Below are 14,650 nucleotides of genomic sequence, written 5' to 3'. Positions count from 1 at the left end.
CGACCTACGAAACCTATACCTGAACTTTAGGTCGCAGCACCAGCGCGGGCAGCGCCACTACCGCCATTATCCAGAACACCCCGCCGTGCATATGCTGGTACAGGAAGCCGGAGAACATCGTCATCACGGCGATGCCGCCGCCCATCGCCACCGCGGAATAGACCGCCTGCAAACGAATCACCTCGTTGCCCTGCCGCGCCGAGATATAACGCATGGCGGCAAGGTGGCAGACGGTGAAGCTGCCGCAGTGGAGGATCTGCGCCACCAGCAGCCACGGCAGCTCTGTCGTCCAGCCCATCAAGCTCCAGCGGATAATGCCCGCCACGCACGACAGCAGCAGCAGGTCGCGTGCGCTCCAGCGGCGGAACAGCTTATTACTCAGCGCAAAGATAACGATCTCCGCCACCACGCCCAGCGACCACAGATAGCCCACGGTTGAAGCGGAATACCCTGCGCCCTGCCAGTAAATGGCGCTGAAACCATAGTAGGCCGCGTGCGCGCCCTGCAGCAGCGAGACGCAGGCCAGAAAACGCCATGAGCTGAGCACCAGCTTCTTCCACGCCTGCCAGCCCGCCGCCTCTTTGTGCCTCGCCTCACCCTGCGGCATTACGGAAGGCCGCAGCATCATACCAATCAGCATCGACGCCACGCCAATACTCAGCAGCACCAGAATCGCCTGATAGCTGAACATGCTGACCAGCTTGCCGGTCATCGCCGAGCCAATCACGAAGGCCAGCGAGCCCCACAGGCGCACCCGCCCGTAATCCATGGTGATTTGCTTCTGCCAGGTACCTGCCAGCGCGTCAGTAAGCGGCACCAGCGGTGAGAAAAAGAGGTTAAAACCAACCATCACTACCAGCAGCCACGTGGCCGTTTGGCCGAACCAGAAGGCAACGGCAAAAAGTAAGGTGAGAAGCGCGAGGAGGCGTAAAGCAAAAACGAGTCGGGAGGGGTCGGTAACGCGGGGGGCTAACAATAAACTACCAAGAAAACGGGCGATTAATCCGGCGCCTAACAGCAGACCTATCGTTTCGGGCGGAAGCCCTATCCCGGCCAGCCAGACGCTCCAGAATGGCAGAAAAACACCGTAGCTAAAGAAGTAGGTAAAGTAACCGAGCGCCAGCCAGCGCGTTGAATGCAAACTCATGATCCCTCCCGTTTTCGTGGCGCTAGTGTGGGGGAGAGCAGGAAGGCTTGCAAGTAATCATTAACAGAACAATAACACCTTAAATTAAAAGGGTTTTCTTTTTTGTCGGGTAAGCGCCAGCGATAGTTACAGGGAACATCGGATGGCGCTTCGCTTATCCGACCGACGAAACTACGAAACCGTAATGTCCATTGCCAGACGCGTCGTTTCACCCTCACCTAATAATACCAACCCCGGCTGGCCCGGCATATTGTGGGCGTTAACGGGATGGCTTTGTGGCTCAAGGCAGATAAAGGGTTCGTCGGCCATGCGAAAGACCATGAGATACGGCGAGCCGCTGCTGAGCTGAACTTGCATAGTGCCGCTGTCGATCAGCGCTTTTCCGCTCCAGCCGGAGTAGCCTACGTTCAGCCATTGATTTTCCGGGACTTTCGGCTCGGTGAAATCAGTCTGCGGGGTCAGCACGCCTTGCCAGGCTTGCGGCAAATGCAGCTCTCCTTCCGGCCAGAATCCCGTCGCGCCAAACTGGATGCGGGTTTCGGGCGTGAGATGGAAAAACGGATGCATTCCCAGGCCGTAAACCATGGGCTGTACGCCCACGTGCGTCAGTTCCAGCTCAGCGAAAAACCGCCTCCCCTCCAGCCGGTAACTCAGCCGGGCCTGATAATCAAACCCGCAATCGTGCCTGCTGCGCAGCGTCAACACGAGCTGGTGACTGCCATCACTTGCAACCTGCCAGCGCCGCGTCCAGCCGTCGCCATGCAAAAAGAAGCGCTCATCTACCGGGCTTTTTGGCAGTTCAACGATGTCATCATGCAGCGGAAAACGATTTTCAGCCACGCGGTTGGCCAGCGGCAGCATCGGGAACATCGCCTTTTCGCCGGGGTGAAGAACAGGCTGCTGATGTTCCAGCGACTCAAGGCTGAGGATCGCCGCCCCCTGAGGGGCGACGGCTAAACGCAGAAAGTCATTTTCAAGCAGCAGCCTGTCCATCAGTGCGCCGCTCGATGAGCACGGGCTTCAGCCGCATCACCGTGTTGTTTCGCCATACGGGCTTCCAGCGCCTCCAGACTTACACCTTTGGTTTCCGGCACATAGCGGCGGACGTAGACAAAACCAGCCGCACAAATCACGCCGTACAGCAGGAAGCTCCCCGCCGCGCCCAGGCCGGCGTTCAGTAACGGGAAGGTATAGGTCAGCAGGAAGCAGGCAACCCACAGCGCCAGCGTCCCCAAAGACATTGCCAGACCGCGCACGCGGTTAGGGAAGATCTCAGACAGCAGAACCCAGGTGACCGGGGCCAGCGTCAGCGCGTAGATGGCAATCGCCGCCAGCACGAGGATTAATACCGGCAGGCCCATGATGCCCAGACCATAAGCCGCCCCTATCAGCGCATAGATAATTGTCAGGCCCGCAGCGCCAAACAGCATCAGCTTCCGACGGCCGATTTTGTCCACCAGCGGCAGCGCGATAATGGTAAAGATCAGGTTGATCAGGCCCGTTGCCACAATGGATTTCAGGGTGCTGTTGATGTCGAAACCGGCGGAGGCAAAAATCTCCTGCGCATAGTTAAAGATGACGTTAATCCCGCACCACTGCTGGAAAACCGCCAGCACCATGCCGATGATGATGATAGGTTTAACCTGCGGCTGCCAGAGCGCAGACCAGGAAACTTTCTGGTTGTCCTGGCTGAGCGTTTGCTGAATCTCTTTTAGCGTCTCATCCGCGTAGCTCTGGTTGCCGATGCGTTTGAGCATCTGGTGCGCACGTTCGTTTTTACCCGCGCGGGCCAGCCAGCGAGGCGATTCCGGGACAAAAAACATCAGCACCAGAAAGGCCAGGGCGGGCACCAGCTCGGCCCCAAACATCCAGCGCCAGCCCACCTGGCCGTTCCAGGTTTGGGTGATCTGCTGCATGGTTGCCGACGCGGCCACCGGCTCGGCGATCATCAGGTTGATGAGCTGAGCGGCCAGCACGCCAATCACGATGGTCAGCTGGTTAATAGCAACGAACTTACCGCGTTTAGCCGCAGGGCTGACTTCGGCGATGTACATAGGGCTTAGCGCCGAGGCAAGGCCAATCCCCACGCCGCCGACAATACGATAGACGATAAACATGTCAAAGTTGGTGGCCAGCGCCGTCCCCCACGCCGAAGCGGTGAACAGGATGGCGGAGAGCATTAACGGCAATTTGCGCCCGAAGCGATCCGCACACCAGCCGGAGATCAGCGCGCCAAACACGCAGCCCGCCAGCGCCGAGCTCATTGCCCAGCCGGACTGTGCCGGGTCAGTAATGGAAAAATAGGCCTCATAAAACGGTTTCGCGCCGCCGATCACCACCCAGTCATAGCCAAACAGCAGCCCGCCACAGGCGGCCACCAGACAGATGGTCCAGACATACCCCATGTGTAGTTTTGTCTGCACAGTATTCATGGTCGTTCCTCATTATTCTTGTAGAGATACAGAGGAGCGGGCGTGCATCTTGCGATTGCCACCCGCCGTTTTTGTTATATCAGACTCATGCAAAGACAGCCTGCTGCGCGGCAAGCCGCAGCAGGTGGGCTTTATCATGAGCAGGGTTTTGCGTAAGCAAGGTCTTAAGGACTGTTTCAAACTCGGTAAGCTGCCCTAATCCCAGATGCCCAAGAGCGGCGACAAACAGGCAGTGCTGCTGATGTTTTGCCTGGAGATCGGCATCCAGCGCCACCAGATCGGGCAGGGAGACGGCGAAGAAATCTGGCTCTACCCGGTCGTTACGGTGCTCATCGGCCCAGGAGAGAAAGTGGCGGAACTGCTGCCCCGCCTCCACGACCTCACCTGAACGGGCAAGCGCCATCGCCTGATAGAACAGATAATCCACCGGCTGGTCGTTGTAGTAGCGTCCGGCTTCCAGCGTCGATCCGCCCTCCAGCGCGCGGCTAAAACAGGCCTGCGCACGTTCGAAGTGCTGGCGCTGCGTGGCGCACCAGCCCAGCAGATACCAGATATCGTTATCGCTCTGGCCAACCAGACGGCCTTCTCCCAGATTCTCCGGATAGCTAAGCGCCTGGTTCAGCAGCGTCTCAGCCTGGGCATACTGCTTATCCGCAATGCATTTCAGGGCGCGTCGCTGCAGGTTGATCAGGTACTGGCCGGTGATTTTGCCTTCCCCGCCCTCCCACGGATGGAATTTACGCTCGGCAAGCACCTGAGCGGCGGCCTCGGTCTGGCCGTGGATATTCCACAGGCTGAGCAGTTCGGCGGTGAGGTCGTCGCGCTTAAGCACCACATCGCGGCGTGAAGCCAGCAGCTCCAGACGCTGTTCCGTTGGGCGAGCGGTAAGTTTTTGCAGATAGTCGAGTTCGAACAGGAAGCGGGCGTTATCCGGCTCCAGCTCAACGGCACGTTGCAGATAGCGTTCGGCAAGCTGCGCATCGTGCTTTTTGTTCCATGCATGAATGCCCAGTACGCGCTGCACCGGGCCAAATTGCGGCAGCTGTTTAGCGGTGAATGTCCAGCACTCCACGGCCTCGTGATAGCGACGTTTGCTGTACCAGAAGCAGCCGAGTAGGTACTGAGCAAAGCCGTCCTGCGGCAGGCGCTGAAGCATCTGCATTTCATCCAGCGTGTTCGGGAAGCGGACTTTGGCGGCAAAACGCTGCTGTGCAAGCGTCAGGAAGGGCTGTCGCGCCTCACCTTCGGCAAGCGCAGCCTGCCAGAGCAAAGGCATGGCTTCCTGTGAATCTAGCGCGGCCAGCATCGCTTTCGCGGCGGCTTCCGCCCCCATACCTACCAACCAGCCCGCCAGAATACTGGCGTTCGCGCCACGCTGCCCGGTCACCCGCAGCAGTTCAGCTTTATCGGCAGGACTTTGTGTAATGGCCCAGCGTGCATAATGCAAAGCGTAACTTAACGGGTACTCTTCCAGCTGCTGACTTATCCAGGCCAGCGCCTGACTGCTCGCTCCCGTCTGGTGTAACGCCAGCGCCTTCAGCCCCATTGCCAGATTATTGCTGGCGTTAAATTTCAGGCTTTGCGAGACAAAGGCCAGCGCCTGGTCGGCGTCCCCTTTGCGCATCGCAAGACGCGCCAGAGCGTAGAACGCCGCATCACGGCAGTTGCCGCTCCAGCTGGCTTTGAAGTAGTCATCAAATGCGCCCTGCTCGTCCCCCTGACGCTCTTTCGCCCCCGCGCGCAGCATGCTGGCATCGCCGTTCTGCGGGTTCTTGTTAAGGCGATGGCCGCGTTGAAGGGCGGCATCCGCAAGTTTTTCTGCCAGCGTCCAGTTCCCCCGGTTAAATTCCAGCGTACCCAGCGCGACGTTACAGCGGTAGTCCTGCGGATCCAGCTCCAGCGCCCGCTGGTAGTAATCGAACGCCGAACGGCTGGCGTGCAGATACTGCTCCAGATGCTGGCCAATGAAATACAGCTCGTCGCAGTTAGTGATGTCCTGCGGTTTGGCCGGGACGCTTGCCGGCTGCGGCAGCGGCAGCTCGGCGGCAACGTGTTCGCAGTAGCTGAGGATAATATTGCCCTGCGCATCGCGCAGATTAAGGGTTAATCGTTGCGGCCAGCTATCCTGAATGCTGTCCTGCCAGGCTTGCGCGGGCTGCAATGACAGCCCTGTTTTCCAGATCGTTTTCCCTTCCGCCGTCATCTCAAGCGTTGCCTGACTCAGTGGAGCAATGGCGTAGACGCCGAGCTGAAGCTGCCCGTTGTGGCGTTCCAGCTTCACCGCCGCCCGGGTGTTGGCGTTTTGCAGAGTGCCAAGCTGGCTGTACGGCAGGAAGTTCTGAACGAAGACTTTCTCTTCATAAGGAGCAAGCCAGGTGAAGTCCGGCTGGTTGTCGGTGAACACGCCGGTCATCAGCTCAATATACGGGCCGTTGCTGTCGGTCAGGTTGCGGTCCCAGGCCAGCCCAAAGTCGCAGTTGCCCCACGTCCACTGTTTCTTACCCGGCGAAACATGATGGTCGGCAATGTGCAGCAGCCCGCCCTTTTCGCCATGATGGTAAGCGCCAACGAAATCGTAGTCAGACTTGTCGGCCATGTAGGATGTCGGCACCGGGATGTTTTTATAGCGGGAGATATCCACGCCTGCCGAGTAATCCACTTTGTAGTAGGTGCCGTGGGCAATCGGGAAAGCGGAAACGTCACGCTTGCCGTGGTCGAAGACCGCCGTGACATCCGGTGGGAAGACGCTCTGATGATCGTCTCCGCCTTTCACCGCCGGGTTGGCCCACCACAGGAAATGACGCGGCGTGGCGTTGCCGTTGAACACTTTACCGGTGATTTCAATTAGTGCTTTATCCGGGTAGAGCGTGAAACCGGTCATCACCTGCAAACCGCGCATCGGCTCCACTTCACCGAGCCAGACGGTCTGCGCGCCGTTTTCGCGCTGCTGGAAGGTCACGTCCACCGCCATGAAGGTCGTTGGGCGGTGGTGCTGCGGCCAGTTAAACTCGATACCGCCGGAAATCCACGGGCCCACCAGCCCCACCAGTGCGGGTTTAACGACCTCGTTGTAATAGACGAAATCACGCTCCATCACTTTGTCGTAAGCGCGATGGATACGTCCACCCAGCTCCGGCAGCAGCATGACGCGGATAAAATCGTTCTCAATCCACACGGCCTGATAGTCGCGCATTTCGCGCTTGCCGGTCAGCGTGTCGATAACGCCGTAGGGATAAACCGCGCCGGACGAGCCCTGGTAAACGCGATTCTCCAGAAACATTGGATTCGGATCTTCTGCCCCGAGGGTCCAGGTGGGCAAAGTGACGGTATCCTGCCTGACAGTAACGGCTCCGTACATTTCTCTTCTCCAGTAAACAATTCATAGTGAAATACGATATGTTTGCAGTGTAGAGAACTCGCTCAGGCCGAAAGCGCTTAATGCTCACGCAATACAGTTAACGGAGTTTAGTGAAATGCACAGTTCGGGATTGAATAACCAGCGGGTAAGGCACCTCAACCGGCAGACGCTGCTGAAGCTGGTCTGGCAGCATAAGCGCCTGAGCAAATCGCAGTTCGCCCAGCTGACCGGCCTGTCGATCCCGGCGGTCAGTAAGATCCTTGAGGAGCTGGTCACCGACGGCAAACTCAGCCACTCCGCCGAAAATCTCAGCAACCGGGGGATCAACAGCGGCAGCTATCAGATCCCTCCCGAGGGCGACTACATCCTGTGTATGAACGTGACGCCCACCAGCATCGAAAGCCAGCTTTGCAACGCCCAGCTCTCCGCACTGGGGAATTTTGAGCGCATCCAGGTTAATGCGATGACGCCGCAGGCGCTGCTGGCAGCCATCGAAGGGATCTGGCAGCAGCAGCGTAAGGTTTGGCCTAAGCAGAGAATCAATCTGGCGCTGGGCATTCACGGCCAGGTCGATCCGGTGACGGGCGTATCGCAGACCATGCCGCAGGCCCCCTGGCGCGAACCGCTGGAGATAAAGTATCTGCTGGAGGAGAAGCTGGGGATCACGGTGCGGCTGGATAACGACTGCGTGATGCTGGCGCTGGCGGAAAAGTGGCAGAATCCCGGCAACCGTCAGGATTTCTGCGTGATCAACGTCGATTACGGCATCGGCTCGTCGTTCGTGATTAACGGGCAGATTTATCGCGGCAGCCTGTACGGCAGCGGGCAAATCGGGCACACCATCGTTAACCCGGACGGCATGGCCTGCAACTGCGGACGCTACGGCTGCCTGGAAACCGTCGCCTCGCTTTCCGCGTTGAAAAAGCAGGCGCGTATCTGGCTGAAGTCACAGCCTGATTCCCAGCTGCGGGATCCAGACTCTGTCACCGCCACGCAGCTTATCAGCGCCTGGCACGAAGGGGACGAACAGGTTCGGCGCTGGGTAGAAAATGCCGCCAACGCCATTGGCCTGAGCCTCTATAACTTCCTGAATATTTTGAACATCAATCAGATTTGGTTTTACGGCAGGAGCTGCGGTTTTGGCGAGACGTGGCTGGCCACCATTAACCGGCAGATAGGGTTCAACCCGTTTGACCACGGCGATGCCCTGAAGGTGAACGCCACACAGATAGGCTTCGGCCAGCTAACCCGTCCCCAGCAGGTGATGGGCATTGGCTATTTGTATGTCGAGGAGGCGCTGAGCGCTGAGCAATAAAAAAGGCCGCTTGCGCGGCCTTCAGACGGATGACATTTCGGTGGATGACGCTATCGCTTATCCACCCTACAAGAGCCAGCAGTTCCGTAGGTCGGATAAGCAAAGCGTCATCCGACAAACCACAGATAACTTACGCGTATACCGGCAGGCGAGCGCAGATCTCGAGTACTTTGTTCTTCGTACGTTCGATTGTCGCTTCGTCGTTGATATTGTCCAGCACGTCACACATCCAGCCAGCCAGCTCGCGAACGTCCGCTTCGTTAAAGCCGCGACGAGTCACCGCTGGCGTCCCGATACGGATACCGGAAGTCACAAACGGGCTCTTCGGATCGTTTGGCACGCTGTTTTTGTTAACGGTGATGTTAGCGCGGCCCAGAGCGGCATCGGCTTCTTTACCGGTCAGGTTCTTATCAACCAGGTCCAGCAGGAACAGGTGGTTGTCGGTGCCGCCGGAAACCACTTTGTAGCCGCGGTCCAGGAAGACGGAAACCATCGCTTTCGCGTTTTTAGCAACCTGCTGCTGGTAGGTTTTGAACTCTGGCTCCATCGCCTCTTTCAGCGCCACCGCTTTACCGGCGATAACGTGCATCAGCGGGCCGCCCTGCGCGCCCGGGAAGACGGCGGAGTTCAGTTTCTTATACAGCTCTTCGCTGCCGCCGTTGGCGAGGATCAGACCGCCGCGTGGGCCAGCCAGCGTTTTGTGAGTGGTGGTGGTAACAACGTGCGCATGTGGAACCGGGTTAGGGTAAACGCCAGCCGCAATCAGACCAGCCACGTGGGCCATGTCCACGAACAGGTAAGCACCAACCATGTCGGCGATTTCACGCATTTTTGCCCAGTCAACCACACCGGAATAGGCAGAGAAGCCGCCGATGATCATTTTCGGCTTGTGGGCTTTCGCCTGTTTTTCCAGGTCCGCATAATCGATATGGCCGGATTCATCGATGCCGTAAGGCACGATGTTATAAAGCTTGCCGGAGAAGTTTACCGGGGAGCCGTGGGTCAGGTGGCCGCCGTGCGCCAGGTTCATGCCCAGTACGGTGTCGCCTGGCTCCAGCAGAGTGGTGTAGACCGCGAAGTTAGCCTGGGAGCCGGAGTGCGGCTGCACGTTGGCATAATCTGCGCCAAACAGCTCTTTAGCACGGTCGATAGCCAGCTGCTCTACCACGTCGACGTATTCACAGCCGCCGTAGTAACGCTTGCCCGGATACCCTTCAGCGTATTTGTTGGTCAGCTGAGAACCCTGTGCCTGCATCACGCGAGGGCTGGTGTAGTTTTCGGAGGCGATCAGTTCAATGTGCTCTTCCTGACGTACTTTTTCTTGCTCCATAGCCTGCCACAGTTGGGCGTCATAATCGGCAATGTTCATTTCACGCTTTAACATTCGCATCTCCACTCAGCTAACGGTAAAAATTTTACCCCGAAAGGGGGCCCGGATTGGGCGACGGGCAACAGTGTAAACTGAATTGGCAGCAGGGGATAGGTCTTGACAGAGGTTTTTACGCAAACGATTGGCACCCCGCCCTACAAGGGTTTGATGGCAAAAGGGCTGGCCGCAAAATCAGGATATTTCTTCATCTGCGCCATGCGAAAAATTCATTACTGCGAGGCGGGTAACAAAATAGACCCTTTACAACGTAGCGGTATTTGCTTATAACATGCATATAAAATACAACTTAAAGAAATCCCCTCGATAATCAGGAGCGCCTCATGCTTGATGCACAAACCATCGCCGTTGTGAAATCCACCATTCCCCTGCTTGCCGCCACCGGCCCAAAGCTAACCGCCCATTTCTACGATCGGATGTTCAGCCACAACCCCGAGCTGAAAGAGATCTTTAATATGAGCAACCAGCGCAATGGTGACCAGCGTGAAGCGCTGTTCAACGCGATTTGCGCCTACGCCACCAATATTGAAAACCTTGCGGTGCTGCTGCCTGCGGTAGAGAAAATCGCCCAGAAACACACCAGCTTCCAGATCAAGCCTGAGCAGTACGACATCGTTGGCGGACACCTGCTGGCGACGCTTGATGAGATGTTTAGCCCAGGTCAGGAAGTGCTGGATGCGTGGGGGAAAGCGTATGGCGTGCTGGCGGGGGTGTTTATTAACCGTGAAGCCGAAATCTATCAGACTAACGCTGCCAAAAACGGCGGCTGGGAAGGCACCCGTGCTTTCCGCATCGTCAAGAAAGCCCCGCAAAGCGCGCTTATCACCAGCTTCGAATTTGCTCCCGTCGATGGTCAGCCGGTTGCCGATTATCAGCCAGGCCAGTACCTCGGCGTGTGGTTGAAGCCGGAAGGCTTCCCGCATCAGGAAATTCGTCAGTATTCCCTGACCCGCAAACCAGACGGCAAAACTTACCGCATTGCGGTGAAGCGTGAAGAGCTGGGCCAGGTATCAAACTGGCTGCACAATCACGCGAACGTGGGGGATGAAATTTATCTCGCCTCCCCTGCCGGTGATTTCTTTATGGACGTTGCGCCGCAGACGCCGGTCACCCTGATTTCCGCAGGCGTAGGCCAGACGCCAATGCTGGCAATGCTGGATACGCTGGCAAACAGCGCCCATAACGCTCAGGTAAACTGGTTCCACGCGGCGGACAACGGCGACGTGCATGCTTTTGCAGATGAAGTGGAGGCCACTGGTGAAAAACTGCCGAACTTTACGCGCCACGTCTGGTATCGCACGCCTGCAGAAAGCGACCGCGCGCAGGCGAAATTCGACAGCGAAGGCTTAATGGATTTGCTGGCTCAGGAAGGCAAAATCAGCGCGCCGGCTATGCAGTTCTATCTTTGCGGCCCGGTGAACTTTATGCGTTTTGCCGCGGAACAGCTCGTCAGGCTGGGCGTTGAGCAGGATCGTATTCACTACGAATGCTTTGGCCCGCATAAGGTGATGTAACTTTTCTCCTTCACGTTCCCGATCGACTGGCTCGATCGGGAAACGCCAGCCCCTCTTAGCGCTTATCGTATCTCTCCTTGCCCCACCGCAATGCCGTAGCCACCAACCGTTCCAGCAGCTGCTGCATCTGACCGGCTTTCTCGGGCAGATACTCAAAACTCTCCTCATCCATATAGCAGCACTGGGCCATTTCCAGCTGCACCGCGTGAATATGCTGTTCAGGATTGCCGTGATGGCGGGTGATATACCCTCCCTTAAAGCGGCCGTTGAGCACCCGGCTGTACTGCGGGAAATCCTCACAGCACGCCAGCAGCGACTGGCTGAGCTGCGGCGAACAGCTGGCACCCTCGGCGGTGCCGAAGTTCAGATCCGGCAGGCGGCCTTCAAACAGGCGCGGCACCACGGATTTAATGGAGTGGGCGTCCAGCAGCAGCGCGTAGCCAAACTTATCCTGCAGGCGCATCAGCTCGTCTGCCAGCTGCTGATGATAAGGCTGCCAAAGGGTGTTGAGAATGTCGGCTTTCGTCGCCGCATCCGGCGCGCGGCCTTGCTCAAAAATAGGCTCACCGTCGAAGAAAATATCGGTAAACAGTCCCGTCGTTGCCGTGCTGTACAGCGGCTTATCGTCCGGCGGACGGTTGATATCCACCACATAACGAGAGTAGCGGGCGCACAGCGTGCTGGCCCCCATTTCGGCAATGGGCTGATAGAGCTCAGGAATATGCCAGTCGGTATCTTCCAGGCGCTGCGCTCTTGGCGTCAGCCCGCTGGCAATTGCCGGAGTAAGCAACGTGCCCGGATGGGGCATACTCACCAGCAGCGGCAGGGTTCCCTGCTGAAAATCAAAGGCCTTAATCACGATAAACCTCCTCTCCTTTATAGATAACCTGTTTTGAGAGCGTCCCACCCAGCCAGTAGCTCAACTCCGCCGGGTGATGAACATCCCACGCGACAAAACTGGCTTCCTTACCTGCCGCCAGCGAGCCGCACTTGTCGTCCAGCCCCAGCGCTTTCGCCCCGTTGAGGGTCACCGCCGCCAGCGCCTCTTCCGGCGTCATGCGGAACAGCGTGCAGGCCATGTTCATCATCAGACGCAGGGAGAGCACCGGCGACGTCCCAGGGTTTAAGTCACTGGCCAGAGCAATCGGGACGCTGTGCTGACGCAGCAGCTCCACCGGCGGCAGCTGTTTCTCGCGCAGGAAGTAGTAAGCGCCGGGCAGCAGGACGGCTACCGTCCCCTGACGGGCCATCTCGACAATATCTTCCTCACACAGATACTCCAGATGATCGGCAGACAAAGCCTGGAAGCGTGCGGCCAGCGCCGCGCCGTGCTGGAGCGACAGCTGCTCTGCATGAAGTTTTACCGGTAATCCCAGCCGCTTTGCTGTCTGGAAAACTTGCTCCACCTGGGCGGGCGAAAAGGCCAGGTGCTCGCAAAACGCATCCACCGCACCCACCAGCCCTTCAGCATGAAGTTCAGGCAGCAGCGTTTCACAGATATAGCTTATCCACTCATCCGCCCGCCCCTGATACTCCACCGGCACCGCGTGGGCCGCCAGGCAGGTGCTAAGGATTGAAAGCGGAAGATCTTCGCCCAGCCTGCGGATCACCCGCAGCATTTTGCGCTCGTTGGCCAAATCCAGGCCGTAGCCAGATTTAATCTCAAGCGTGGTGACACCATCTTTGCACAAGGCGCTGACGCGTCGTTTTGCGCTCGCAAAGAGTTCGCTTTCACTGGCCTGACGCGTGGCGTTCACCGTGCTGGCAATGCCGCCGCCAGCCGCGGCGATTTCCGCGTAGCTCGCCCCGTTGAGACGCATTTCAAATTCACGTGCGCGATCGCCGCCAAACACCGCATGGCTGTGGCAATCCACCAGCCCTGGTGTGACGACTCGCCCCTCTAAATCCACAGCACGGGCGACGCTGACGTCCGGGAGATCCCGGCGATCGCCAACCCAGAACAATGTGGCATTGTGGGTCAGCATTGCGCCATCTGTCAGCAGGTGGTACTTGCCACCTTCCATGGTGGCTATCTGGCAATGATGCCAAAGGGTATACATATGCACCTCGTTAGCGGCTCAGAGCGGTACCTGCCGCGGTGTGGGTGGACTGCACTTTACGCAGGATGTAATAGAGCGCGGCCGGCAGCGCCAGGCCGATAAGCCACGAGATATCGATGCCGCCGAGCAGGCTGACGAACGGGCCGCTATAAAAACCGCTATCGATAAACGGCGTCTGCACCGCCACGCCGAGGATATAAACGCCCAGTCCCGTTGCGTTCCAGGCACGGTATTTGCCAGCCGGATCGTTCAGGGCAGCAACATCAATCTCCTGGTGGTTAAAGAAGTAGTAATCCACCAGGTTGACCGCGCTCCACGGCGTAAAGAAGGTTAGCAGGAACAGCAGGAATGATTTGAACGCGGCCAGGAACGAGTGCTGGCCAATAATCGCAATCCCCGTGGCGAGAGCAATAATTGCAGCCAGCACCAGCAGCCGCACCCGTGGGCTAATGCGAATCTGCTGCTTCCCGCAGCTGTAAACCGTGCTCAGACACATCAGGCTGCCGTACGCGTTAAGGGTATTAATGGTCAGCTTGCCAAAAGCGACGCTCAGATAAAGCAGCGTGGCAACCGCGCCGGTTCCCCCTAACGTCACGATAAAGTCCACTTCATGGCCCAGCAGTTTTCCCTGGGAGATCGCCGCTGCCAGCACGCCAACCGTCATCGCCACCTGCGCGCCAATCACCGATCCGCTGCCTACTGCAAAAAAGACCTTTCTGCTGGACGTATTGCGCGGCAGATAGCGCGAGTAATCCGCAACGTACGGGCCGAAGGTGATCTGCCAGGAGGCGGCAAGCCCGGCGGCGGTTAAAAACGTGCGCCAGCTAAAAGCCGCGTTGCCCAGCAGTTCACCAATGGGATGCGCCGCACTGATTTTCCAGAACAGGTAGATAAACGCGATAACGCCCACGACGCTGGCGAGCTTGCCCAGCAGGTGAATAAGGCGATAGCCCACAAAGGCGATAACCAGCGTGGTGAAGGCAAAGAGCACAATGCCGCTGGTTTCTGAGGTATGAAAAACGGCAGAAATCGCCTGGCCGGAGAGCACCGCGCCGGTGGCGATAAAGCCGATATACATCAGGCAGACCAGCAGAATCGGCACGCAGGCACCGTAAACGCCGAACTGCACCCGGCTGCTGATCATCTGCGGTATCCCAAGCTTCGGCCCCTGGGCTGCGTGTAATGCCATCACGATGCCGCCTGCGACCTGGCCCAGCGCCAGACCCGCCAGTGACCAGAAGACATCGCCACCAAAGACGATAGCCAGCGCGCCGGTGACAATAGCGGTGATTTGCAGATTTGCCCCCAGCCAGAGCGTGAACTGGCTGAAGATGCTGCCGTGCCGCTCGCTATCGGGGATCGGCTCAATGGAACGGGTTTCGATAAATGTTGTGTTGTTTTTATTGTTCATAACAGGCGCTCCGGGTAGATGTGAGG

10 protein-coding genes are annotated in these 14,650 nt (G+C 58.0%); 2 read left to right on the top strand and 8 right to left on the bottom strand.

All coding sequences use genetic code 11. The features are described 5' to 3' along the window. Nucleotides 1–13 precede the first annotated feature (13 nt). The 4 genes from HYQ67_RS12225 to HYQ67_RS12210 form a co-directional block, all read right to left on the bottom strand. On the bottom strand, nt 14–1,147 hold the full coding sequence (locus HYQ67_RS12225) for a 3-phenylpropionate MFS transporter (protein WP_202303961.1): 1,134 nt from the start codon (nt 1,145–1,147) through the stop codon (nt 14–16). 171 nt (nt 1,148–1,318) lie between these two features. Beyond that, nucleotides 1,319–2,140 (bottom strand): aldose 1-epimerase, encoded by an 822-nt coding sequence (locus HYQ67_RS12220; protein WP_202303960.1) that lies wholly within the window; start codon nt 2,138–2,140, stop codon nt 1,319–1,321. Next, nucleotides 2,140–3,579 (bottom strand): sugar porter family MFS transporter, encoded by a 1,440-nt coding sequence (locus tag HYQ67_RS12215; RefSeq protein WP_202303959.1) that lies wholly within the window; start codon nt 3,577–3,579, stop codon nt 2,140–2,142. Before HYQ67_RS12215 ends, HYQ67_RS12220 begins: the two co-directional genes overlap by 1 nt. A gap of 85 nt (nt 3,580–3,664) precedes the next feature. After that, nucleotides 3,665–6,937 carry a DUF5107 domain-containing protein gene (locus HYQ67_RS12210; protein ID WP_202303958.1) on the bottom strand — a complete coding sequence of 1,091 codons (3,273 nt, stop codon included), beginning with the start codon at nt 6,935–6,937 and terminating at the stop codon, nt 3,665–3,667. A 115-nt stretch (nt 6,938–7,052) separates the two neighbouring features. Between HYQ67_RS12210 and HYQ67_RS12205 the strand changes: the two genes are divergently transcribed. Continuing rightward, nucleotides 7,053–8,252: an ROK family protein gene (locus tag HYQ67_RS12205; RefSeq protein ID WP_202303957.1), complete on the top strand. Its 1,200-nt coding sequence runs from the start codon at nt 7,053–7,055 to the stop codon at nt 8,250–8,252. A gap of 130 nt (nt 8,253–8,382) precedes the next feature. On the opposite strand, the gene glyA is transcribed toward HYQ67_RS12205, so the two are convergent. Further along, nucleotides 8,383–9,636, bottom strand: a complete 1,254-nt coding sequence (glyA, locus tag HYQ67_RS12200; protein ID WP_202303956.1) for a serine hydroxymethyltransferase — start codon at nt 9,634–9,636, stop codon at nt 8,383–8,385. A 326-nt stretch (nt 9,637–9,962) separates the two neighbouring features. Between glyA and hmpA the strand changes: the two genes are divergently transcribed. Continuing rightward, nucleotides 9,963–11,153 carry an NO-inducible flavohemoprotein gene (gene hmpA, locus HYQ67_RS12195; RefSeq protein WP_202303955.1) on the top strand — a complete coding sequence of 397 codons (1,191 nt, stop codon included), beginning with the start codon at nt 9,963–9,965 and terminating at the stop codon, nt 11,151–11,153. Nucleotides 11,154–11,208: 55 nt separating this feature from the next. Here hmpA and hutG read toward each other — a convergent pair whose 3' ends face one another. From hutG to HYQ67_RS12180, 3 genes are read right to left on the bottom strand one after another with little or no spacing between them, the layout of a single operon-like run. Continuing rightward, a complete protein-coding gene (gene hutG / locus HYQ67_RS12190; RefSeq protein ID WP_202303954.1) occupies nt 11,209–12,012 on the bottom strand; it encodes an N-formylglutamate deformylase in 804 nt (267 codons plus the stop codon). Continuing rightward, entirely contained in the window at nt 12,005–13,213 is a 1,209-nt protein-coding gene (hutI, locus tag HYQ67_RS12185; RefSeq protein WP_202303953.1) for an imidazolonepropionase, read from the bottom strand. Before hutI ends, hutG begins: the two co-directional genes overlap by 8 nt. 10 nt (nt 13,214–13,223) lie before the next feature. Further along, nucleotides 13,224–14,624 carry a purine-cytosine permease family protein gene (locus tag HYQ67_RS12180; protein WP_202303952.1) on the bottom strand — a complete coding sequence of 467 codons (1,401 nt, stop codon included), beginning with the start codon at nt 14,622–14,624 and terminating at the stop codon, nt 13,224–13,226. Nucleotides 14,625–14,650 lie beyond the last annotated feature (26 nt).

It is taken from the genome of Dryocola clanedunensis subsp. sulfonylureivorans (genome assembly GCF_016756775.1).
In the GTDB taxonomy this organism is placed as follows: domain Bacteria; phylum Pseudomonadota; class Gammaproteobacteria; order Enterobacterales; family Enterobacteriaceae; genus Dryocola; species Dryocola clanedunensis.
Note: the sequence above shows the minus strand (reverse complement) of the source record. Positions and strands in the feature narration are given on the sequence as shown.

Bases quoted from the DNA above. Each gene is read 5' to 3' on its own strand.
- HYQ67_RS12205 (WP_202303957.1), top strand. From the start codon at position 7,053: ATGCACAGTTCGGGATTGAATAACCAGCGGGTAAGGCACCTCAACCGG.
- hmpA (WP_202303955.1), top strand. From the start codon at position 9,963: ATGCTTGATGCACAAACCATCGCCGTTGTGAAATCCACCATTCCCCTG.
- hutI (WP_202303953.1), bottom strand. From the start codon at position 13,213: ATGTATACCCTTTGGCATCATTGCCAGATAGCCACCATGGAAGGTGGC.
- HYQ67_RS12180 (WP_202303952.1), bottom strand. From the start codon at position 14,624: ATGAACAATAAAAACAACACAACATTTATCGAAACCCGTTCCATTGAG.
- HYQ67_RS12210 (WP_202303958.1), bottom strand. From the start codon at position 6,937: ATGTACGGAGCCGTTACTGTCAGGCAGGATACCGTCACTTTGCCCACC.
- HYQ67_RS12215 (WP_202303959.1), bottom strand. From the start codon at position 3,579: ATGAATACTGTGCAGACAAAACTACACATGGGGTATGTCTGGACCATC.
- HYQ67_RS12220 (WP_202303960.1), bottom strand. From the start codon at position 2,140: ATGGACAGGCTGCTGCTTGAAAATGACTTTCTGCGTTTAGCCGTCGCC.
- glyA (WP_202303956.1), bottom strand. From the start codon at position 9,636: ATGTTAAAGCGTGAAATGAACATTGCCGATTATGACGCCCAACTGTGG.
- HYQ67_RS12225 (WP_202303961.1), bottom strand. From the start codon at position 1,147: ATGAGTTTGCATTCAACGCGCTGGCTGGCGCTCGGTTACTTTACCTAC.